Annotated in this window: 17 protein-coding genes; 10 read left to right on the top strand and 7 right to left on the bottom strand. The window is 71.6% G+C overall.

Going from position 1 to position 21407, the window contains the following annotated elements; all coding sequences use genetic code 11:
* Positions 1-27: 27 nt before the first annotated feature.
* Positions 28-1080 (bottom strand): lytic transglycosylase domain-containing protein, encoded by a 1053-nt coding sequence (locus OG975_RS13980; RefSeq protein WP_406329442.1) that lies wholly within the window; start codon positions 1078-1080, stop codon positions 28-30.
* 205 nt (positions 1081-1285) lie between these two features.
* Between OG975_RS13980 and OG975_RS13975 the strand changes: the two genes are divergently transcribed.
* The 10 genes from OG975_RS13975 (at position 1286) to OG975_RS13930 (ending at position 13114) form a co-directional block, all read left to right on the top strand.
* Complete coding sequence (locus OG975_RS13975; RefSeq protein ID WP_406329440.1) at positions 1286-1711, top strand: DUF4279 domain-containing protein; 426 nt, start codon at positions 1286-1288, stop codon at positions 1709-1711.
* Between the two features lie 214 nt (positions 1712-1925).
* Positions 1926-2756: a response regulator transcription factor gene (locus OG975_RS13970; RefSeq protein ID WP_406329438.1), complete on the top strand. Its 831-nt coding sequence runs from the start codon at positions 1926-1928 to the stop codon at positions 2754-2756.
* Positions 2757-2916: 160 nt separating this feature from the next.
* The gene (locus tag OG975_RS13965; protein WP_327428262.1) at positions 2917-3225 is read left to right on the top strand and encodes a phosphopantetheine-binding protein; all 309 of its coding nucleotides are present in this window, start codon (positions 2917-2919) and stop codon (positions 3223-3225) included.
* A gap of 5 nt (positions 3226-3230) precedes the next feature.
* Positions 3231-4694 (top strand): methylmalonyl-CoA mutase family protein, encoded by a 1464-nt coding sequence (locus tag OG975_RS13960; RefSeq protein ID WP_406329436.1) that lies wholly within the window; start codon positions 3231-3233, stop codon positions 4692-4694.
* A gap of 158 nt (positions 4695-4852) precedes the next feature.
* Positions 4853-6229, top strand: coding sequence for a crotonyl-CoA carboxylase/reductase (gene ccrA, locus OG975_RS13955; RefSeq protein ID WP_406329434.1), 1377 nt, complete (start codon positions 4853-4855; stop codon positions 6227-6229).
* Positions 6226-7779, top strand: coding sequence for an amino acid adenylation domain-containing protein (locus OG975_RS13950; RefSeq protein WP_406329433.1), 1554 nt, complete (start codon positions 6226-6228; stop codon positions 7777-7779). The genes ccrA and OG975_RS13950 overlap by 4 nt, the downstream gene beginning before the upstream one ends.
* Positions 7772-8020 (top strand): phosphopantetheine-binding protein, encoded by a 249-nt coding sequence (locus OG975_RS13945; protein WP_406329431.1) that lies wholly within the window; start codon positions 7772-7774, stop codon positions 8018-8020. Before OG975_RS13950 ends, OG975_RS13945 begins: the two co-directional genes overlap by 8 nt.
* Positions 8004-9272 (top strand): MFS transporter, encoded by a 1269-nt coding sequence (locus tag OG975_RS13940; protein ID WP_406329430.1) that lies wholly within the window; start codon positions 8004-8006, stop codon positions 9270-9272. Before OG975_RS13945 ends, OG975_RS13940 begins: the two co-directional genes overlap by 17 nt.
* 72 nt (positions 9273-9344) lie before the next feature.
* Entirely contained in the window at positions 9345-12191 is a 2847-nt protein-coding gene (locus OG975_RS13935) for a condensation domain-containing protein (RefSeq protein WP_406329429.1), read from the top strand.
* Positions 12188-13114: a diiron oxygenase gene (locus tag OG975_RS13930; protein WP_406329427.1), complete on the top strand. Its 927-nt coding sequence runs from the start codon at positions 12188-12190 to the stop codon at positions 13112-13114. Before OG975_RS13935 ends, OG975_RS13930 begins: the two co-directional genes overlap by 4 nt.
* Positions 13115-13155: 41 nt before the next feature.
* Here the strand turns inward: OG975_RS13930 and OG975_RS13925 are convergent, their stop codons facing one another.
* The 6 genes from OG975_RS13925 to OG975_RS13900 all read right to left on the bottom strand — a co-directional run bounded on the left by OG975_RS13925 (position 13156) and on the right by OG975_RS13900 (position 21336).
* Positions 13156-15327 (bottom strand): condensation domain-containing protein, encoded by a 2172-nt coding sequence (locus OG975_RS13925; protein WP_406329426.1) that lies wholly within the window; start codon positions 15325-15327, stop codon positions 13156-13158.
* The gene (locus OG975_RS13920) at positions 15320-16852 is read right to left on the bottom strand and encodes an AMP-binding protein (protein WP_406329425.1); all 1533 of its coding nucleotides are present in this window, start codon (positions 16850-16852) and stop codon (positions 15320-15322) included. Before OG975_RS13920 ends, OG975_RS13925 begins: the two co-directional genes overlap by 8 nt.
* A complete protein-coding gene (gene asnB, locus OG975_RS13915; protein WP_406329424.1) occupies positions 16852-18690 on the bottom strand; it encodes an asparagine synthase (glutamine-hydrolyzing) in 1839 nt (612 codons plus the stop codon). The genes OG975_RS13920 and asnB overlap by 1 nt, the downstream gene beginning before the upstream one ends.
* A 187-nt stretch (positions 18691-18877) precedes the next feature.
* Positions 18878-20200: a hypothetical protein gene (locus tag OG975_RS13910; protein WP_406329423.1), complete on the bottom strand. Its 1323-nt coding sequence runs from the start codon at positions 20198-20200 to the stop codon at positions 18878-18880.
* 194 nt (positions 20201-20394) lie between these two features.
* Entirely contained in the window at positions 20395-20736 is a 342-nt protein-coding gene (locus OG975_RS13905; RefSeq protein ID WP_327428250.1) for a MazG-like family protein, read from the bottom strand.
* A 45-nt stretch (positions 20737-20781) separates the two neighbouring features.
* Positions 20782-21336, bottom strand: coding sequence for a DoxX family protein (locus tag OG975_RS13900; RefSeq protein WP_406329422.1), 555 nt, complete (start codon positions 21334-21336; stop codon positions 20782-20784).
* Positions 21337-21407: the final 71 nt, after the last annotated feature.

Here is a 21407-nt window from a genome sequence, read left to right as displayed (position 1 = left end):
TCCTGTGCCGTCCGGCGGGTGGCGACATTACCGCCCAGTATCCGCGGTTGTGGAGGGGGAGGAGGCCATCGAATCCACACCGTTGCTGGTCAGCGGAACGTCGCTGGGCAGCAGGTCGCCGCCGGGCAGTTCGATGTCCGCGCCGGGCGTGGGGAGTTGGGGCTCCTCCGTCTCCGGGGCCTCGCTCGCCGGACGGGACCCGGCGGGGGACGGCGAGGCAGGCGCGGACGGAGTCCGGGACGGGGAGGCACTGGGGCGGGGCGACGGTGTCGGCTTCGGCGTGGGGTTCGGCCGCGACGGCTCAGGGCGTGCCGACGCCTTCGCGGAGCTGTCCGGCACCACCCGATGCCCTTCGAGGAAGTACGCGTACCAGGCCCTGACCGTACGCAGATACGCCTCCGAGTGGTTGTAGCCCAGGACCGCCCGGTCCAGCTCGGCCGGGTCCGAGAGGTCCCGCCCGCCCGCGCACAGGTAGCGCCCGGCGGCTAGCGCCGCGTCGAAGACGTTGCCCGGGTCGGCCCGCCCGTCGCCGTTGCCGTCCGTGCCCCAGCGGGCCCAGGTCGACGGGATGAACTGCATCGGCCCGACCGCCCGGTCGTAGGCCGCGTCCCCGTCGTACGCGCCGCCGTCGGTGTCCCGCACGACGGCGAAGGCGCCGCCGTCCAGCCGCGGCCCGAGGATGGGCGCCACGGTCGTACCGTCCGCCGTCACCCGACCGCCGCGCGCCTGCCCGGACTCCACCTGGCCGATCGCGGCCAGCAACTGCCACCGCAGCCGGCAGCCGGGCGCGGTGCGCGCGAGCTCCGCCTCGGCGTGCCGGTAGGCGGCGAACACGCTCGCCGGCAGCGCGGCCCCCGCCACCGGCGCCCCGCCCTTGCGTTCACGGGCCCGCAGCGGCGGGAGGTCGGTGCGGTACCGGGTGTCGCCCGACACGCTCGGCCCGTGCTCGGCGGGCGCCTGCCGCGGGGGTACGGAGGCCCGTGCCGGAACCGCCCCCGGCGCCTGTGACGCGGTCAGCGCCGCCATGGCCGCCACCGCGATCGCCGTACCCCTCGCGCCTCTGACTCTGTGCCCTGCCACGTCGCGAACCCCTCCCTGCGAGCTGATGTCGTCTGCTCTACGGGGCAGGGCGGCGGGTCCGTCGCACGGAGCGGGGCGATTCCGGGAAACGGGGTCAGCACGTGCGTTCGTCAAGATCTCCCCGAGCGGCCGGGGCGGTACGGTCGCGAGGACCCGGCGGGACGCGTGGGCTCCGCGGTGTCAGGAAGGTGGATCCAGACGGTTCGTGAGCGCATTTCGCATGTATCTCAGGGTGGTCAGCCAGTCTCTGCAGCCGGAGGAAATCTCCAAGAGGCTGGGAGCGGAGCCCGACGAGTCGGCGTCGATCGGAAGTCGCCGGCACCCGCAGTCGCCTCCACGGTCGCATGCGACCTGGATTCGGCATGCCGGGCCGGCGGGAGGCTGTGCGCGGCCGGAGGAGCTGGAGCCGGTGGTCGTCGGGTGGGGGTGGGAGCTCGCCGGCGCCCTCGGGCGACTTGTCGGATCTGGGGAGGCTGTTGTCTCTCTGGAGATTGTTCAGGAGATCAGAGACCTCGACGACCCGCAGCAGAAGGGCATCTTCCTTGGGGCCGACCTGCTGTCCTGGATGGGTGCGGCCAGGGCGTCGCTCGACATCGATCAGTACGTCTTTCACGAGTGCGGCGATGAATAGGACGCGACGGCCTCCCGAAGCTTCCGTATAGGGGAATCCAAAATGTGACCGCCGTCACATTGCCCGGAGTGATGTGCGCGCTACTCTCACACCCGCACCACGAGAGGTGCACACTCCGCACTGCCTGCCTCGGGTGACACAACTGCCCCGGGTGACCAATGAGTTGATTCGTATCGAGTCCCACCAGGGCTCGCTGTCTCGACGGGGGAACGTCGTGCGGCGTTGGGAATCACACCGTGACATAGCGGACTACGGTGACATAGCGGACCACGGTGACGCTGCGGACCACAGTGATCAGTGGACTCGGCAGCTGGTCAAGACCTGCGATCCGGCCACGGCCTGCGAGGTGCTGTATCAGGCGCTCGCCGAACTGCCCCGTCACCAGGGTGGCGTGCAGCTGACCGGGCGGTTCGCCGTCGAGATGGTCAGTCGGCCGGCTTCGGAACTGTCGCGGCTCGTGCGGAACGAGATCCTCAGGCGCGGGCATGGGCTGCGGCTGCTGCTCGGTCAGGCCGCCGCTTCGGAGCCGGTCGCCCGTACCGTCATGGGGCATGTCGCGGCGGAGGGGGCCCATGTCCGCGTCTCCTCCGGGCCGTTGCCCAACCTGGCCTTTGTGGGGACCGAGCTCGCCGTCGTGTACGCGTTCGCGCGGGACGGGCAGCCGCTGGGGCTGGTGGTCCGCGGTGAAGCCATGAGTGCTCTGCATCAGTACCAGCAGGTGTTGTGGGACCACGGCACGGAGCCGGTCCCGCACTGTCACACCGCCCGGTCCGTGGTGCTCGACCCGGCTCAGGCGCAGGTCCTGCGACTGCTCGGCTCCGGGATGAAGGACGACACCGCCGCGCGGCAGATGAACGTGTCCGTCCGCACCTACCGGCGGCACGTCGCCGCGATCCTGAAGTCCCTGCATGTCAACACCCGCTTCGAGGCGGGACTCAAAGCGGCCGAACTCGGGTTGTTGAGCAAGCGACGAACTTCCGCTCAGGACACGGGACTTGGCGGTGGCAGGTTGATGCCGAGTTTTCTGTCCGGGAACGCTTGCTGAGTCCCGTAGGGGCTCCTAAGTTGATCTCCGGATCACCGAGCAGCGCGTAGCCGGCACGTCGTACATCTGCGGTGACATCACAAACCCATCCCCACAAGGGTCTTCGCGCTACCTCGCCATGCGTGCGCAGGCACGTCGGATGGCAGAAACGGATGACGGGATGTCAACTACCTCGGTCACCCTCGACGCCGTCGAGGCCGCCGTGCTGTCCACGACGGCCGAGATCCTGAAGCTGCCGGAGGTCCGTCTCGACGACAACCTGCTCGAACTCGGCGTCGACTCACTGGTCGCCACCCGCATCGTCGCGGCCCTGCGCACCCGGTTCGGCGTGGACATCCCGCTGCTCAACGTCTTCGAGACCCCCGTACTGAGCGAGTTCGCCGAATCCGTCCTCGACCTCATCGACGACGCGGACGATGCGAATGACGCGTACGACGAGCACGGCGAGCGCGACGCGGCCCAGGTCTGACATCCATGGGCATACCTGGCGAGTTTCCCTACGACGCCGGACTTCACCCCGGGGGATACAGCACGCGGCTGTGGACCATGCGGCAGCTTGCGGGGCTCCGGAGCGCCGAGTCCACCAACGAGCGCTTCGCGTATCTGCTCGGCATGGGTGAGACGGGTCTCTCGCTGGCCTTCGACCTGCCGACCCAGCTGGGGCTCGATCCCGACGACCCGGTCGCCGACGGGGAAGTGGGACGTACGGGTGTGTCCATCGCCACGGTCGACGACCTGGGGACCGTCTTCGCGGGGATCCCCCTCGACCAGGTGTCGGTGTCCTTCACCATCAACGCCACGGCACCCATGTTGCTGGCGATGTGGATTGTCGTCGCGGAGGAGTCCGGGGTCGATCCCGCCGCCCTGCGCGGCACCCTGCAGAACGAGATGCTCAAGGAGTTCCTCGCCCGCAAGGCCTTCATCTACGACCTGGACACCAGCGTCCGGTACGCCCTTGATGTCGTCGAGTACTGCATGAGCTCCCTGCCGGGCGTCAACCCCATCTCCATCTCCGGCGGCCACGCCCGGGAGGCCGGGGCGGACGCCGCTCTGGAGGTGGCGTGCGCGCTCGCGAGCGTCGACGCCTATCTGGGCGGGATGGTCGACCGCGGACACTCCCCGGAGGCGGTCGCGTCCAGGTTCAGTTTCATCTTCGGGACCGACATGGAGCTGCTCAAGGAGGCCGCCAAGCTGCGGGTCGCCCGCCGCCGGTACGCCGAGCGCATGCGGGACCGCTGGGGAGTCTCGGAGCCCCGTGCCATGAAGCTGCGCGCCCAGGTCAACACCTTCGGGTCGGCGCTCGCCTACCAGGAGCCGCTCAACAACATCGTCCGTGCGACGGTGCAGGCGATCGCGGCCGTGCTCGGCGGCACCCAGTCCCTGCACGTGTGCAGTTTCGACGAAGCGGTGCAGACACCGGGGCCGCTGGGCGCCCGGATCGCGCTGCGCACCCAGCAGATCCTCGCCCACGAGACGGATCTCGCCCGCTACGCGGACCCGCTCGGCGGCTCCCACGTCGTCGAGGGGCTGGTCGACGAGGTGGGCAAGGAGGTCGACGGCTGGCTGCAGCGGATCGAGGACCGCGGCGGCATCGCGGCGTGCATCCGCAGCGGCTGGCTGGAGGGGGAGATCGAGGAACTCGCCTTCCAGGATCCGGGGCCGAGCGTGGGCGTTCTCGATCCCGCCCCGTCCGCCTCCGCGTCCGCGTCCGAACGGCAGCTCCTGCTCGCCGAGTCGCACACCACCACCGGGGGGCGGCGAGATGTCGTCCGCGCCAGCTGCCCGGCGGAGCTCGACCGGCTGCGCGTGGACGCCCTGTCCGGGAGCAACGTACTGCCCGCCCTCATCGAGGCCGTCCGTGCGCGCGCCACCATCGGACAGCTCTGCGCGGCCATGCGTCCGGCCGCCGACGACCAGCAGGCCGCACTCACGTCCTGACCGACCACAACACGATCCTCCTGACCGGCCACGCCCCGATCTTCCTGACCGACGCGCACCCCGATCGTCCCGACCGACCGACGCACACCCGATCCTCCCGACCGACGCACCACGATCCTCCTCACTGGCGCACCACGATCCCGAACCGGAGTATCAAGATGGCGAGTCTCATCGAGGCGGTTCAGCACGGCGCCGATCCCGCCGAGCTGATGGCCTGCGAGGTTCCGGAGTCCTACCGCGCGGTGTATCTGCGCCGTGCGGACGAGCAGTTGTTCCACGGCTCCGAGGCGCACGGTGACAAGGACGTACGCCGCACACTGCACGTCGGTCAGGTGCCCATGCCGGAACTGGCGCCGGACGAGGCGTTGGTGGCGGTCATGTCCTCCGCCGTGAACTACAACACCGTCTGGTCGGCCCTGTACGAACCGGTGTCCACCTTCCGCTTCCTCAGGCAGTTCGGCCGCCAGGACCGCTGGACCGCGCGGCACGACCTCGACTACCAGGTCGTCGGCTCCGACGCGGCCGGTGTGGTCGTCCGGGTCGGCAGCGCGGTGCGGCACTGGTCGCCCGGTGACCGCGTGGTGGTCAACCCGCCCTACATCGACGAGCAGGACCCGGTCTCCCAGCGCGACGGCATGATGACCAACGGCATGCTGGCCTGGGGCTTCGAGACCAACTTCGGTGCCTTCGGCGACTTCGCCGTGGTGCGCGCCAGCCAGCTGGTGCCCAAGCCTCCGCACCTGTCCTGGGAGGAGGCCGCCTGCAACACCCTGTGCCTCGGGACCTCGTACCGCATGCTGATCGGCGACAACGGCGCCCGGATCAAGGCCGGGGACATCGTGCTGATCTGGGGCGCGGCGGGCGGCCTGGGCTCGTACGCCGTGCAGCTTGTGCGGCAGGCCGGCGGTATCGCCGTCGGGGTCGTCGGCTCCACCGCGAAGGCCGACCTGATGGACCGCCTGGGCTGTCATCTCGTCGTCGACCGCAACAGCGTGGGCCTCGGCGACACCGGCGAGGGAGATCCGGGCTCCGCCTGGAAGGCCCTGGGCTCGGTCATCCGGAAGGAACTCGGCGAGGACCCCCATGTCGCCTTCGAGCACGTCGGCAAGGCCACCTTCGAGACCTCGGTGAACGTGGTGCGGCGCGGCGGCACGGTGGTGACCTGCGGATCCAGCAGCGGTTACCAGCACGCGTACGACAACCGCTACCTCTGGATGAAGCTCAAGCGGATCATCGGCAGCCACGGAGCCAACGCCGACGAGGCATGCGAGGCCAACCGCCTGATGCGCCTGGGCATGGTGGTGCCCGCCCTGTCGCGCGTCTACCCGCTGCACGAGGCGCCCGAGGCCACGCGCTCGGTCCAGCTCAACGCACACGAGGGGAAGGTCGGCCTGCTCAACCTGGCCACCGCCGAGGGGCAGGGCGTGACGGACCAGGCGCTCCGGCAGCAGGTCGGCGAGGAGCGGCTGCGGCTGTTCCGCGACCACGCCGCCGGGAGCGCCGCGGGGAGCGCCGGGGCGGTGACGGGCCGGTGACGATCCCGGAGCCGGTGACGATCCCCGAGGCGTTCCGGCGGCAGGTGGCGCTCCGACCCGACGCCGTCGCCGTCGCGACAGCGGCCGAACGGCTCAGCTACGCCGAACTCGACCGCCGCTCCGACGACTTGGCCCGTGACCTGGTCGCGGCCGGGGTCCGCGCGGGCGATCGCGTCCTGGTGTGCCTGGAGCGGTCGGTCGGCCTCGTGGTGGGTCTGCTCGCAGTGCTGAAGGCCCGTGCCGCGTACCTGCCGGTGGACCTCGGCGAGGCTCCGGCACGGCTGGCCGGGATCCTCGCCGACGCCGAGGTCAGGCTCGCCCTGTGCGACACGGCCGGCGCCGCGCTGCTGGAGAACCAGGACGTGCCCGTACTGCGCGAAGGCGGCGGGGCGGCACGTCCGGAGCCGTCGGACGAGGGCCTGGCGGAGCCTGAACTCCCGGGCGGGCCCGAGGACTTGGCCTGCATCATGTACACCTCGGGATCCACCGGCCGCCCCAAGGGCGTCATGGTCCCGCACCGGGCCGTACTGAATCTGGTGACCGAGCCCAACTACGTCACGCTCACCCCCGAGGACCGCGTGCTGCACCTCGCGCCGGTCGCCTTCGACGCGGCGACCTTCGAGATCTGGGGCGCGCTGCTCAACGGGGCCCGGCTGGAGTTGGCGCCCGCCTCTCCGGTCGGGCCGCAGGAGCTGGGCGTGCTGCTGCGCGAGCGGCGGATCAGTGTGCTGTGGCTGACGGCCGCGCTGTTCCACCGCCAGATCGACTTCTCCCCGGAGTCGTTGAGCGGCGCGCGCGTGGTGCTGGCCGGAGGTGACGTGCTGTCTGTGGAACATGTGCGCAAACTCCGGGCGGCCGCTCCGGACTTAGAGATCGTCAACGGCTACGGACCCACCGAAGCCACCACTTTCTCGGTGTGCCACCGGATCGCCCCGGAGGAGGAGTTCGCGCACTCGGTGCCGATCGGCGTACCCATTCAAGGGGCCTCGGCAGAGCTGCGCGACGAGTCCGGCACGGCAGTCGACGAAGGCGTGGGGGGTGCGGAGGACGCGGGGGACGCGGAGGGCGAACTGTGGATCGCCGGGGCCGGTGTCGCGCACGGCTACTGGCGGCGGCCCGAGCTGACGGCGGAGCGTTTCGTCGCCGATGCCGCCGGCCGGACCTGGTACCGCACCGGCGACCTGGCACGCCGGCGGGCCGACGGCGTGCTGGAGTTCCTGGGCCGTATCGACGGGCAGTTCAAGCTGCGCGGGCACCGGGTGGAACCCGGCGAGATCGAGAACCTGCTGGCCGCGCACCCGCAGGTGCGCCAGGCCGCCGTCGGGGTCCGCGACAACCTGGTCGGCGACCCCAAGCTGGTGGCCTGGGTGACCACCACCGGCCCCCTCGACCGCAAGGCGCTGCGTGCCTACGTACGGGAGCGGCTGCCCGAGTACATGGTCCCGACCGTGTTCGCGACCGTCGACGCGCTGCCCGTTACGGCGAACGGCAAGGTCGACCGGCCCGCGCTACCGACTCCCGACTGGCGACGCAAGGAGAACTATGTCTGAGCTGAGAGAGGGGCTGGCGCGGACCGTCGGCGAGACCTGGCACGAGGTGCTCGGCATCGACGGGATCGGCCCCGACGACGACTTCTTCGACCTCGGCGGGGATTCGATGGTGGCGGCCCGGCTGAGCGCGCTGCTGGAGGAACGGCTCGGGATCGACGTTCCGCTGCTGACCGTGTTCGACAACCCGACGGTCGCACAACTCACTGCGGAACTGGAGAGCGCACATGCCGACCGAAACTGAGACGCCGGCGGCCCGGAAACCCGGGAAACGCGATGTCCGGCTGTGGATCGCCGGAACCAGCGTCTCGCTGTTCGGCGACGCGGCCCTGTGGATCGCCCTCGGCGTCTGGATGAAGGACCTGACCGGTTCGAACGGAATGGCCGGACTGGCCTTCGCCGCCTATGTGGTGCCACGACTTGGCGCCCCGTTCCTCGGCCTGGTCGTGGACCGCTTCCGCCGCCGGCCGCTGATCGCCCTGCTCAACTTCGTTCTGGCGGGCTGGGTCTGTCTGGCCTTCCTCGTCCATGACGAGCAACAGGCGTGGCTGCTCTACCTGGTGCTGTTCGGCATCGGACTGGGCGTCGGCATGCACAACGCGGCCGGCAGCGCCCTGCTCACCAATCTCGTACACGCCGACGATCTGGGACCGACCAACGCACTAATGCGGACCGTGCAGGAGGCCGGCATGCTCGCCGCCCCCGCGATCGGCTCGCTCCTGTACGTCGGCTTCGGCCCCCGCATGGTGGCCGGGCTGGAAGTCGTGACCTTCCTGATCTGCGCGTTCAGCGTGCTCGCGGTCCGGGTGGACGAGCCCGCGCCGAAGCCTCCCGAGGGCACGCTTCCGCAGGAACTGATGGCCGGCCTGCGCCACTTGGCGCGCACGCCGCGGCTGCGGGCGGTGTCCATCGCCATGGGCGGCGGTCTGCTGGGCTTCGGCTTCATCGAGACGGTGATCTACGCCATCGCCGACCAGGGCCTGCACCGCAGCGCGGCGTTCGTCGGTGTGCTCACCGTCGCGAAGGGCATCGGCTCGGTGCTCGGCGGCCTGGCCGGCATGCGCGTACTCAAGCGGGTGGGGCCGGGCAGGGAGGGGCTGCTGACCGTGTGCGGGCTCAGCATGATGGCCCTCGGCTGCGCGATTGTGGTGCTGCCCGGCATCGTCGCGGCCCTGGCGGGCGTGTTCGTGATGGGCCTGGGCACCCCCGGCGCGGTCGTCGGCCTCTACACCTCGGTCCAGCGGAATTCTCCCGCGCAGTTGCAGGGCCGTGTGGCGTCGGTGGCGAGCATGCTGGCCACCGCCCCCCAGGTGCTGTCCGTGGCGACCGGTGCCGCGCTGATCGCCACCATCGACTACCGGATCCTGCTGGTCGTCATGGTCGCCCTCATCAGTACCAGCGCCTGCTATCTGGCCCTTCGCGTACGCGGCTTCGACCACGCCGACGAGGCGCGGCCCGCGACGGCCGGTGTGGCCGAGCCGGCCGCTGCCGACTGACGGGCCCCGCGCCCGCGCCGCCGCCGCGCACCGCACACAACCGCTCGCCCCAGACATGGATTGGGAGACACCGTGACCAGCGCCCCCATAGCGCTGCCGCTGACGCCGCAGCAGAGAGGCGTGTACTTCCTGCACTGCCTGGCTCCGGACAGCGCCGTCTACAACGTGCCCATCGTGCTGCGGGTGCGGGGCGGACTCGACCGCGAGCGGCTGAGTGCCGCCGTGGACGCCTTGCAGTCCCGGCATCAGGCGCTGCGCCTGACCGTCGAGGAGCGCGACGGTCAGGTCCTTCAGCTGATCCACTCCGCCGAGGCCGCCGCCCGGGTTGAGGTGTCCTGGACGCGGCTGCCGGGCGCGGACGCGGAGACGGCGGCCGGGGAGGCCGTACGGCGGGCGGCCCAGCCCTTCGACGTCGTACGCGGCCCGCTGATGCGTGTCGACGTGGTGGAGGTGAGCCCCGACGACCACGCGCTGGTGCTGTGCTTCCACCACCTGATCATCGACGAGGTCGCCGCGACCGCGCTGGCGGGCGAGCTGGACCGGCTCTACGGCGATCCGGCCGCCCTCCCCGCCGCCGGCCCCGAGCACCAGTACGCGGACTTCTGCGCCGGGCTGCTGGCCGAACCCGACCCCGCCGGCCTCGCGTTCTGGCGCGACCGGCTGGCCGGCATGCCCGTGCTGCCGCTGCCGGAGGAGCACATCCCCGAGGAGCACGGCCTGTTCACCGGGGACCGGGTCGGCTTCACGGTGCCGGAGAAGACCGCCGCGCGGCTCGCCGAGGTGTGCCGCGGCCACCGGGTCTCGGAGTTCATGGTCTTCCACGCCGCGCTGATGGTGCTGCTGCACCGCTGGACCGGCGCCGCCGACATCGCGGTCGGCACCCCGATGAGCGGGCGGATCGATCTGCGGTTCGCCGAGACCGTGGGCTTCTTCCAGAACACGGTCGTCCTGCGCGGCGCGGTGGTGCCCGAGCAGGGCTTCGCCGCACTGCTCAAGACCGCCCGGCGGACTGTTCTGGAGAGTCTGCAACGCCAGGACACGCCCTTCGAGGCGGTGGTGGACGCACTGCGCCCGGCACGCGAGTCCACCCGCAACCCGCTGTTCCAGGCGGCCCTCGTCTTCAACCGCCGCAAGGTGGAGCAGGACTGGACCCTCCCGGGTCTTCAGGTGGAGCCGCTGCCGTTCGTGTGGCCGGCCTCCCACTTCGACCTGACCCTCACCCTGCTGCACGAATCCGGCGTGCTCAAGGGCGACTTCGCCTACAGCGCTCAGCGCTTCACGAAGGAGACCGTGGAGCGCGTGGCGGCGGTGTTCCTGCACCTCCTCGACGGTCTGCTGGCCGCTCCGGACGCCCCGGTCGGCGACGTGGAACTGATGGACGCCGACGACCTCGAACACGTACTGGCCCTCGGCGCGCGGGCCGAACGGTACGTCCTGGACGAACGGCTGCGCCCCCTGCCGCTCGGCTTCTACGGCGCGGTGCACACCGGCGACCCCTCCGCCGGGGTCACCACCGCCACCGGTGAGCGGGGCAGATTCGCCCCGGACGGCCGCTTCGAACTGTGGCGCGACCCGGCCGAGGCGGCCCTGGCGGCCCATCCGGCCGTACGCGCCGCCGCCATCGTCCCGTGCGTCCCGAGTGCGCAGGGCGACGGCCACGAGACCGTCGGCTGCGTCGTACCGCGTCCGCGTCCGGACGGGGAACTCCCCAGCGCACGCGAGCTGTTGACCCATCTCCAGGCCCGGGTGCCCGCTCATCTCGTTCCCCAGCGGATCGTGTTCTGCGTGGCGATCCCCACCGGCGCGGACGGCCGCCCCGACCTCGACGCGGTGGCCGAGCTGGTCGCCGCCCGTCCCGAGCCGGACGGCCTGCCGGACGAGCCCGTGGACGAAGAACCGCGGGACGAGACCGAACGGCGGCTGGCCGGCCTCTTCGAAGAGCTGCTGGGCGTGCCCGGCCTCGGCCGGTACGACAACTTCTTCGACTTCGGCGGCCACTCGCTGCTGGCCGTACGTCTGGTCGCGCGGGTCGCCGAGGAGTTCGGCCGGCCGCTGGGCGTCGGGGTGTTCATGAACCACCCGACCGTGGCCGCGCTGGCCCGGGTCCTGGCCGATGGGACGGCGGCGGAGGCCGGCGGCCTGGTCCGGCTGCGGGAGGGCGACGGCGAACCCGGCAGCCTCGCGGTGGCGCTGATCCACCCCGTCGGAGGCACCCTCATGTGCTACGGCGACCTCGTCTCCCTGCTCCCCGCGGGCATCGAGGTCGTCGGCCTGGAACGGGTCGCGGGCACGCACCCCGAGGACACCTCCTACCAGGACCTGGTGAGCCGGTACGCCGCCACGCTGGCCGGGGCCCTGCGCGGCCGCCGTATCGCCCTGCTCGGCTGGTCGCTCGGCGGAGTCCTGGCGCACTCGGTCGCGACGGAACTCGGCGCGCTCGGGCACGACGTGGCACTGGTCGCCCTGCTCGACTCCCTCGCCCAGCGCACCGGGGAGGACGCCGAGCGGATGTCGGGCACCGGCGCCGAACTGTTCGCGCTCGCCGCGTCGGTACGCCAGGACGGCACCGGCGTGCTCGGCGCCACCGCCGGGCAGCAGCTGCTGATGCGCCGCTTCGGCGTCGACCTGGCCGCGCTGCGCGAGACGCCCGCCGAGCAGGCGGCGCGGATGCTGGAGGACTGGGGCCGGCTGCTCGGCCTGGTCGCCGAGTGCGCACCGGCCGTGCCCGCGGCGCCCGTCCAGCTGTTCCTGTGCGCGGACAACCCGCCCGGATATCCCGAGGCGCTCGCCGCGAGCTGGGAGGGCCTCCACGGGGAACTCGATGTGCGCGGCGTGCCCGGCACCCACACCGAGGTGCTCGGCTCTCCCGCCGTCGAGCAGGTCGTGGCGGCGTTCCTGGAGCGGATCGAGCGGTCATGACGCACCCTCGGGTCGCCAAGGACTGGTACGAGAGCGCCGGGGTGCGCGGCGCGCCCCGCCGGATGCTGGAGGAAGACCGCGAGGCGGGGCTGAAGGTGTTCCCCGAGGCGCTGGTACCGCATCTGCGTCACGAGGGGCTCGCGGACCTCGGTGCCGAGGGCCGCCGGGCGCTGCTGACCCAGCACTTCTACCAGTACATGCAGTTCACCGCCCACCTGGAGACCAAGGTCGTCAACCGGGGGGCCGCGATGGTGGCGCACGGCGAGACCGACCTCGACGTGGGGCCCGGCGCTCGGCTGGACGCCTTCAAGATCTACAGCGACGAGGCGTACCACGCGCTGTTCAGCCTGGACGTGGTCCAGCAGGTCGAGAAGGTCACGGCGGTCCCCGTGCTGCCGTACGACTTCGCTCCGCGCATGGAGCGGCTGGACCGCACCGCCGACCGCTTCCTGCCGGACCACGGCTCGCTCGCCCAGCTGCTCCAGGTCGTCGCCTTCGAGACCGTGGTGACCAGGTTCCTCAGCCGGATACCGCGCGACGAGACGGTGTTCCGCGTGGTGCGCGAGGTCGTCGGCGACCACGTCCGCGACGAGGTGCACCACCACGCCTACTTCACCCGGTTCTTCAAGGAACTGTGGGCCGGTCTCTCCCCGGCGCTGCGGGTCAAGGTGGCGTGCGGCATGCCGCACTTCGTCAACGACTGCCTGCGCCCCGACCTCGGCCCGGTCCGCGCCGCACTGCTCTCTGCCGGCCTCACCGCGGACCGCGCCGAGGAGGTGATTCGCGACTGCTACCGCGAGGAGACACTCGTGGCCGGGGTGCGCGACGCGGGGCGGCACACCTTGGGGCTGTGCGAGTACGTGGGCGCCTTCGACATCCCCGAGGCACAGGAGCAGCTGCGGGTGCTGGGGCTCGCCGACTGACGGAACGGCCGGCCGACGGAGGAGTCGGCTGGCGGAGGGGATCAGCCCCTCAGCGCCGTGCTGAGCGCCGTGCTGAGCGCCGTGCCGAGCGCCGCGCGGTCCACCGTGCCCGAGGGAGTACGGGGGAGACGGCCGAGGACGTGCACAGCGGGCTGGGGCCAGCCGGACGGCCAGGAGCGCCGGACGGTACGCCGCCATAGGCGCTGCTCGGCATCCGCACCGGCATCCGCACCGGCATTGGCACCGGCGACCGGTACGACCACCGCGGACACCCGGGGAACCGCGTCCCCGGCCCTCGGCTCCCACAGGACGGCAGCCTCGCGCACACCCGGCAGCGCAGCGATCACGGCCTCGGCGTCGGCGCGGTCGAGGAGCCGGCCGGCCCAGCCGTGGGCCAGGTCCACCGGGCCCAGCAGACGGATCCGGTCGGCCGCGTCGATCCACGCGCGCAGCGCACCGGGCCGCGGGTCGTCGGCGAGCCCGAGCAGGCCGGGGATGCCGGGTGGCAGAGCCCGCCCGGCCGGGTCCGTCACCTGGAAGCGGCGGCCGGGGGCCGGGTCGGTGAGCCAGATCCCGTACGGGTCGTCGGCCCGCCAGGCGCAGCCGCCGAGCCGGCCCAGCGCCGGATCGACGACGTCCAGCAGGACGCGGCCGCCCGCGCGGGAGAAGGCGGCCACCGCCGGTGTCGGCAGGAACTGCTCGACGGGGCAGCGTGCCACCCGCGAGGCGTCCGGCCCGGCCGCCGCGGCGGTCAGCTCGACGAAGGAGCCCCGCACACCACCACCGTCGTCCGGTGACAGTGACAGTGACAGTGACGGTGACGCGACGCGCTCCGTCGAGGCGCCCCGTACATACCCCTGCGCGAGCAGGCCCAGTGGGGTGTCGGGCCGCTCCGTGAGCTGCCCCAGCAGCCGGGTGAAGTCGGCGGTCAGCCGGAGCGCGCCCGCCGGATCGAGCGAGGCCGCCGTGAAGTCCAGACGCCCGTACGCCGCGTCACCCTCCCGCCGGAGTTGCAGGATCAGGTCGAAGGACCGGGTGGAGTTGGGCGCGAAGAAGTCCCAGTCGCACTCCAGGCCCGGTACCTCTCCGACATCACTGACCACCGTCGGGTAGGACACCCCGATCCGGTCGAAGGCGCCCTGGCTGACGTCCACCCCGTGGCGCCGACGCAGCTCGCGCAGCACCCAGCCGAACGGGACCCGGCGGTAGCGGTGCACCAGGCCGAGCGCCCGCGCGCTGATCGCCAGAAGGTCGCGGAAGCTCGCGTCCCGCTCCACCTCGATCAGACAGGGCACGACATTGATCTGGAGGCCGATCTGATCCCGGGTCCGGGGAACGCTGGTGTCCACCGGAATCCCCATGACGAACCGGGAGTTGCCGTACTCGCTCAGCACGGCCGCGAGGCAGGCCACGAGACCGGTGAAGAAGCTGGCCCCCGCCTCCTTGGTGAGCGTCCTGAGCCGGGCGCAGTGCTCGGCGGGCAGATCGAAGCGAGGGGTCGGCCGGACTTCCTCCCCGGGGTCGGCCCCGTCGCCCCGGGGCAGCACCAGTCCGGGCAGTGTCAGCAGATCGGCCGCCAGCCAGTGCTGGAGCACCTCGTCGAGTTCCTGGTCGATCTCGGGATGCTCGGGCAGGTCCTGGCTCGGGCGCTCCGGTGGGCCGGCCGCCGTGCGCAGCGCGGCGAGGGCGCGCAGGAACTGACGGGCGAACACGAACTTGGACCGTCCGTCGAAGGCGATGTGGTGCACCCCCACCACCAGCGTGCACCGCTGTTCGCCGTGGTCCAGCAGGGAGAAGGCGATGGGGGAGCGGACGGTCAGGTCCCAGGGCCCGACACGGTTCTCGCGGTACCAGCTGCGGGCCGCCTCAAGTTCCCCGCCCGGCGCGGCGGACAGCGGCACTTCCTCGAACTGAAGGACCGCGGACGCCGGGTGGATCGCCATCCGCGCCCCGGAGCCGCCGCCCTCGGAGCCGCCCGGCTGATCGTGTGCGACGACCAGGCCGCGAAGCTGCGGATGGTCGTCACACACGATCAGACAGGCGGCCCGCACCTGCTCCGCGGTCACGTCACCGCGCAGGAGCACCGACAGGAAGCCGCCGTTGATGGCCGAGGGATGCAGCTGCTGTTCCAGCCACATGGACTCCTGAGCCGGCGAGAGCCGCACCAGTACCGGAGCGGGTACGGCACCGTTCGTCGGCGTCGGCTCAGACACGTGCCGTCCCGCTGTCCCGCAGTTCGCGCCGCGCCACCTTGCCGCTGGCCGTCAACGGCAGTTCCGGTACGACGATGTAGCGGACGGGCACCATGTACTCCGGCAGCGCCGCGGCACAGGCCGCGCGCAGGGCCATGGCGTCCAGCGGGCCGGACGCGTCGGGGTCGGGCACCACATAGGCGTGCAGCGCTGTCGTACGGTCCTGGCCGTGGCCGATCACGGCGGCCCGGCGCACACCGGGGACCCGGCCGAGTACGGCTTCGACCTCGCCCGGCTCGACCCGGTAACCGCGCACCTTCAGCTGGTCGTCGATCCGTCCGACGAAGTGCAGCAGACCGTCCTCCAGCCGGACCAGGTCGCCGGTGAGATAGCCGCGCCGGCTGCCTCCGGCGACATGGGGAAGTTCCGGGAACTTGGCGGCGGTCAGCTGGTCGTCCGCGAGGTAGCCGAGGGCCAGGCAGCGGCCGGCCACCACCAGTTCGGCCTCGTCGCCCTCGGCGAAGGGGGCCAGTACGCCGTCCGCGAGACGCAGCAGCTCCGCCCCGACGGCGGGGCCGCCGAGCGGCGGATGCACCGGCCAGTGCTCCGGGGCTCCCGGCAGCCGGTGCTCCGTCACCACGTGGGTCTCGCTGGGCCCGTACTGGTTGACCAGCGTCGCGTCCAGGCCCGCGAACAGCCTGCGCACCTCCTCGTTCACGACCAGCCGCTCCCCGGAGACGACGATCTCCCGCAGTGCCGTCAGGCGGTGGCCGGTCACCGGGACGGCGACGGCGAGCGCGTGCAGCGAGGTCACCGGGAGGAAGGCGCGCACCACGGCCTGTTCGTGCAGCAGGGCCGCGAGCAGGAACGGGTCCCGCCGGACCGTGTCGTCCACCACGACCAGCGTGGCCCCCGCCGTCCAGGTGGCCACCAGTTCCTGGAATCCGACGTCGAAGCCGACGGACGCCGTGTGCGTGGTGCGGGGGGCCCGCGGCCATTCCCAGGTGTCCAGGTGCCAGGCGGCGAGGTCCTCCAGGACGACGGGCGGCACGGCCACACACTTGGGCGTACCCGTCGAACCCGAGGTGGCGACGACGTAGGCGACCGGCCCGGTCAGGGACGGCGCGGGGCCTGGAGCCGCCGCCCAGTGGAGGTCCTGGACGGTGGCCTCGGCGCGGTGCGCGTCCGGGCCGACGTCCACGGAGCCGAGGTCCACGGGCGGGACGGCGGCGTCGCGCAGTACCAGCGCCGTCCCGGCGGCCCCGACGATCCGGGCCAGCCGCTCCGGGGGCAGTGCCGGGTCCAGCGCGACGACAGCGGCCCCGGCCCGCCAGATGCCCAGGACCGCGGCACATCGCCACCAGCCGCGCGGCGCCAGCAGCCCGACGGTGTCTCCAGGAACCACGCCCCGCTCGGTCAGCCCTGTCGCCACCCGGGCGGAGGCCTCTGCCAGCTGGGCGTAGGTGTACTCCGTGCCGTCGTGGTGCACCGCGATCCGGCTGCCGTGGGTCTCGCAGACGGCGACGAGCGCGTCCGTGAGGGACATCAGAGTTCGACCGTCACACCGGACTCGAACCAGTGGTGCATCTGCACCGCGGCCTCGATGCTCATCCGCGTCACCCCGGCCCGGAGACCGAACGTCGCGTCGGTGAGCACCGACTTGACCCGGTCCGTGTCGAGCAGACCGTTCACCCGCGCCCCGCTGTCCTCGGTGATCGTCTTCAGCTGCGCGCGCAGCCCCGTGCGGTAGGCGGGGTCCTGAACGGTCGGGTAGGGCGACTTCTTGCGCTCCAGCACCGACTGGGGCAGCAGGTCGCGGACCGCGGCGCGCAGCAGGCTCTTCTCGCGTCCGTCGGCGACCTTCATCTCCCAGGGCACGTTGTAGACGTACTCGACCAGCTCGTGGTCGCAGAACGGCACCCGGCCCTCGACCGAGGCGGCCATGCCGAGGCGGTCCTTGCGGTCGAGGATGACCCTGAGGTACCGGGTCATGTTGAGGTAGGTGATCTCCCGCATCCGCCGCTCGTGCGCGGACTCCTCGCCGGTGAGCGGGACTTCGGCGATCGCCTCCTCGTACCGCTCGCGGACGTAGCCGGGGAAGTCGAGGTCGGCGTACAGGCCGCGGTCCAGCAGTCCGGAGAGGAACTCCATCTGATGGGAGGCGCCGAGCCAGGGGAAGGTCCGGGACTTCACGTAGAAGGGGTCGTGGAACCACATGTAGCCGCCGAACAGTTCGTCCGAGCCGTCCCCGGTGAGGGTGACGGTGGAGAAGCGGCGGACCTCCTGGGAGAGCCGGTACAGCGACACGTACATGTCGAGCCCGGCGGCCGGCCGGTCCATGGCCCGTACGACGGCGGCCTGGCCCTCCACGTCGGCCAAGTGGTGCCGGTCGATGAGCAGTTCACGGTGGTCGCTGCCCAAGTGCGCGGCCATCTTCGCGACGTACGGGGCGTCCGGCGAGTCGTGCACCTCGTCCGGGCGGAAGTTGTCCAGGTTGTAGGCGAACTCCATGGAGAAGGTCCGCAGCCGCTCGCCGCCGCCCAGGGAGCGGTTGACCAGGGCGCAGATCGCGCTGGAGTCCAGACCGCCGGAGAGCATCGAGGAGATCGGCACGTCGGCCGTCACCTGACGCCGGATGATGTCCTCCAGGATCTCGCGCACGGTCCGCTCGGTGGTGGCCAGGTCGTCGGTGTGCGGCCGGGCCGTGAACGTCCAGTAGCGGGAGCGGCGGACACCGTCGCGCGAGTAGCGCACCACTTCGCCCGGGATCACCTCACGGGTGTGCTTGAAGACGGAGCGGCCGGGCGTCGGGGTGAACGACAGCGCCTCCAGCAGTCCGGCCCGGTCCACCACCGGGCCGATCAGACCGGTGGTGAACAGCGCCTTCGGCTCGGAGCCGAACGCGAAGCCCTCGGGGGTCTCCGCGTAGAACAGCGGGTAGATGCCGAACCGGTCCCGGACGAGGACGAGTTCCTCCTGCTCGACGTCCCACACCGCGAAGGCGAACATGCCGCGCAGCCGCTCGGCGCAGGCGGGCCCCCACTCCTGGTAGGCGCGCAGCACCACCTCGGTGTCGCTGCGGTCCCGGAAGCGGTGGCCGCGCCTGCTCAACTCCTCGCGCAGCTCGGTGAAGTTGAAGACCTCGCCGGTGTAGCTCAGTACGAGCGTCTCGCGGCCCTCGGCGTCCGTGGCGATGGCGGGCTGGTGTCCGCCCTCCAGATCGACCACGGCGAGCCTGCGGGGGACGAACAGGGCCCTCGGAGAGGACCATTCGCTCACCTCGTCCGGGCCGCGCAGCGCCAGCGCGCCGTGCATCGCCTGGGAGAGATCGGGCCGTCGCGAAAGGTCGTCAGTGAAGGAGACGAGGCCGACAATTCCGCACATGTAATGCAAACCCCCAACATCGTGCCCACCTGCGACGCTTCAGGCCCGGACGGCTGCTCACTGCCAGTCGATGAGGACGAGGATCGCGTCTGCCGCCCCGCAAGTCACCCTTGATGGCAGCTAGTTGACACGTCGTGATCGATGGGTGGCATGAAGCGCGATGCGCGCACGGCGTTGGGGGTCACCCTCAGCTGGTCACCGTGAACCACGTGGCCCGGGACTTCTTCCACTCCGCGTGGGTGAGGTCCTTGGCCTCCGTCCCGTCGCCGTACAGGTCGGCGGAGCCGTTGTCGGTGATCAGCTGGGCGCGGGCGCCGGAGACGGTGAGGTCGGGGACGTCGACGACGGACTCCCAGCCGCCGGGGTCCGAGGTGGGCAGGTCGACACGCTTGACCGGCGCGTGGGCCGGGTTGCCGTCCCAGGAGTAGAGGGCGTACGGGTCCGTGTTGTCGTCGGCGGCCCAGGAACCGGCGACGATCAGGTACTGGTCCGCCGCGTTCTTGCGGATGTCGCGGACCGAGAGGCCGCCGAGGTCGAGTTCGACCGGGGTGCCGAAGGTGGCCGACGCCCCGCTGCCCACCACCTTGTCGATGTTCGTGACCGGCACGAGGAGCGCCTTGCCGCCGGTCACCGCCGGGGTGAGGGGCGCGCGGAAGCCGATGTACGCCGTGGTCGTCGAGCCCGGGGCGAACTCCAGGCCCTCGACGTTGAAGCCGTCGATCTGCTTGGGGACCTGGCCGTCGGCGGTGCCCGCCGCGAAGCCGTAGCGGTCGCCGTTCGCCTCGTCCCAGGCGACGAGGTCGTCGCGGAGCTTCGCGTACGAGCCGGCGTACGACAGCGCCGTCGACGCGCCGGAGCCGGTCACCTTGGTCGTGAAGACCGTGTTGCGGGCCGACTTGTACTCGCCGTCCTTGTTGTTGCCCAGCGAGCCCGTCCAGTAGATGGTGTCGCCGACACGGGCGGCACCCTCGATGTCGATCTCCTTCGAGACGCCGATGTTCGAGCTGAAGTCCCAGGTCTTGACGGGCGCGCCCGAGGTCGAACGGTCGTACAGGCGCAGGCTGTTGGACTCGTCGTCCGCGACGACCACGTATCCGCCGCCCACGTCGACGGCGGCGGAGGCGTCGCTGGAACCGGTGAAGTACCGGCTGTCGGCGGACTGCTGGACGGCCGCGGAGGCGGCGTAGTGCAGCGTCTTAGTGGCCGTCTGGCCGTCGACTCCCGTCACCTTCACGGTGAGGTCGGTGTAGCCCCGGCCGCGCGCGGCGACCGCGACCTGCCGGGCGGCGCCGGTTCCGGTGACCGTGACGTCGCCGGTGGTGGCCACGGACGTCTTGCTGCTCTTGCTCACGGTGACGGTGAGCGCGGCGGCGTCGGCACCGCTCTGAGCGACCGTCACCTGCACGACCGGGTCCCCGCTCGCGCCCACCGCGCCCGACAGATACGCCGCCGACAGCGCAAGACTCGGTGTGCCGTAACTCGCCGCCCGTGCCTGGCTTCCCATGCCCATGGCCGTGAGCGTAAGCACCCCGCCCAGCACGGCAACCGTCCTGCGGCCTCTGGGGAAAACGTAGTCCTGCACTGGGACCCTTTCGTCGGCGTGATGTCGACGAGAAGGCTCAGCCGCCCCCGCCAACTCCACGCGGCGGGCGTACGTCCGAGAGGTGAACACCTTCGGACACCGTCAGGGATTCCCGGACACCGTCAGGGAGTTGGACCCGGTCCGAGTGACCTCTCCTGGACGCCCGCCAAGTGGGTCGCGAAGACCTCGCGTGCGTCAGGCGACAGGGTGCGCAGCGCCACCATGGCCGTGATCATGACGTCGCACAGCTCCGAGCGGACGTCGTCCCAGGTGTGGCTCGCGCCCTTGCGCGGGTTCTGGCCCATAGCGCCGATGACCGCCTCGGCGACCTCGCCGACCTCCTCCGACAGCTTCAGCATGCGCAGGAGCAGGCCCTCCTGGCCGGCGTGTGCCCGGTTGGCGTCCAGCCAGGCGTGGAGGCGGTCGATCGAGTCCCAGACGTCTACATCAGCGTGCTCAGCCATGGGGCCAGCTTCCCAGAGGGAGCGTCCGCCACGGCTGCCCGGCTCCTACTCGTCGAACTCGTCGAACAGGGTCTCCTGCTCGCCCTCCGCCGCCTTCCGCACCCGCTTGTTCCGGGCGCCCACGACCACCGCCGTGGCCGCCGCGGTCACGCCCAGCGCCACCGGCACCATCCAGCCGCGGTTCACCGTGTGGCCCAGCAGATGGTCGAGGGAGAGGCGACCGGGTCCCGTCACGGCCAGGCCCGCCGCCGTCAGACCCAGCGACGCCGCGTACTCGTAGCCGCCGCCCTGCGCGAAGAACCCGTTCGGCATGTGCACCGCCGCCGCGCCCGCCATCGCGCCGGCCGCCGCCGCACCGGCCGCGGGAGTCGCGAGGCCCAGCGCCAGCAGCGCGCCGCCGCCCGCCTCCGAGAGGCCCGCAGCTGCCGCGCTCGCCTTCCCTGGTGCGTAGCCCATGGCCTCCATGGCCGCGCCGGTCCCCTCCAGGCCGCCTCCGCCGAACCAGCCGAACAGCTTCTGCGCGCCGTGCGCGGCCAGCACCCCGCCCGTACCCAGACGGAGCAACAGCAGTCCCAGATCGCTTCGGTCGATACACGGCACGGTGACTCCCAGAGCAGACGGCGGCAATATTCGGTCCCTCCCGCGTTCCACCGTCGCACCGATGACCCGTG

It is taken from the genome of Streptomyces sp. NBC_00203, assembly GCF_045206325.1.
Lineage (GTDB): Bacteria > Actinomycetota > Actinomycetes > Streptomycetales > Streptomycetaceae > Streptomyces > Streptomyces lutosisoli.
This window is presented reverse-complemented; position numbering and strand designations above follow the sequence as displayed.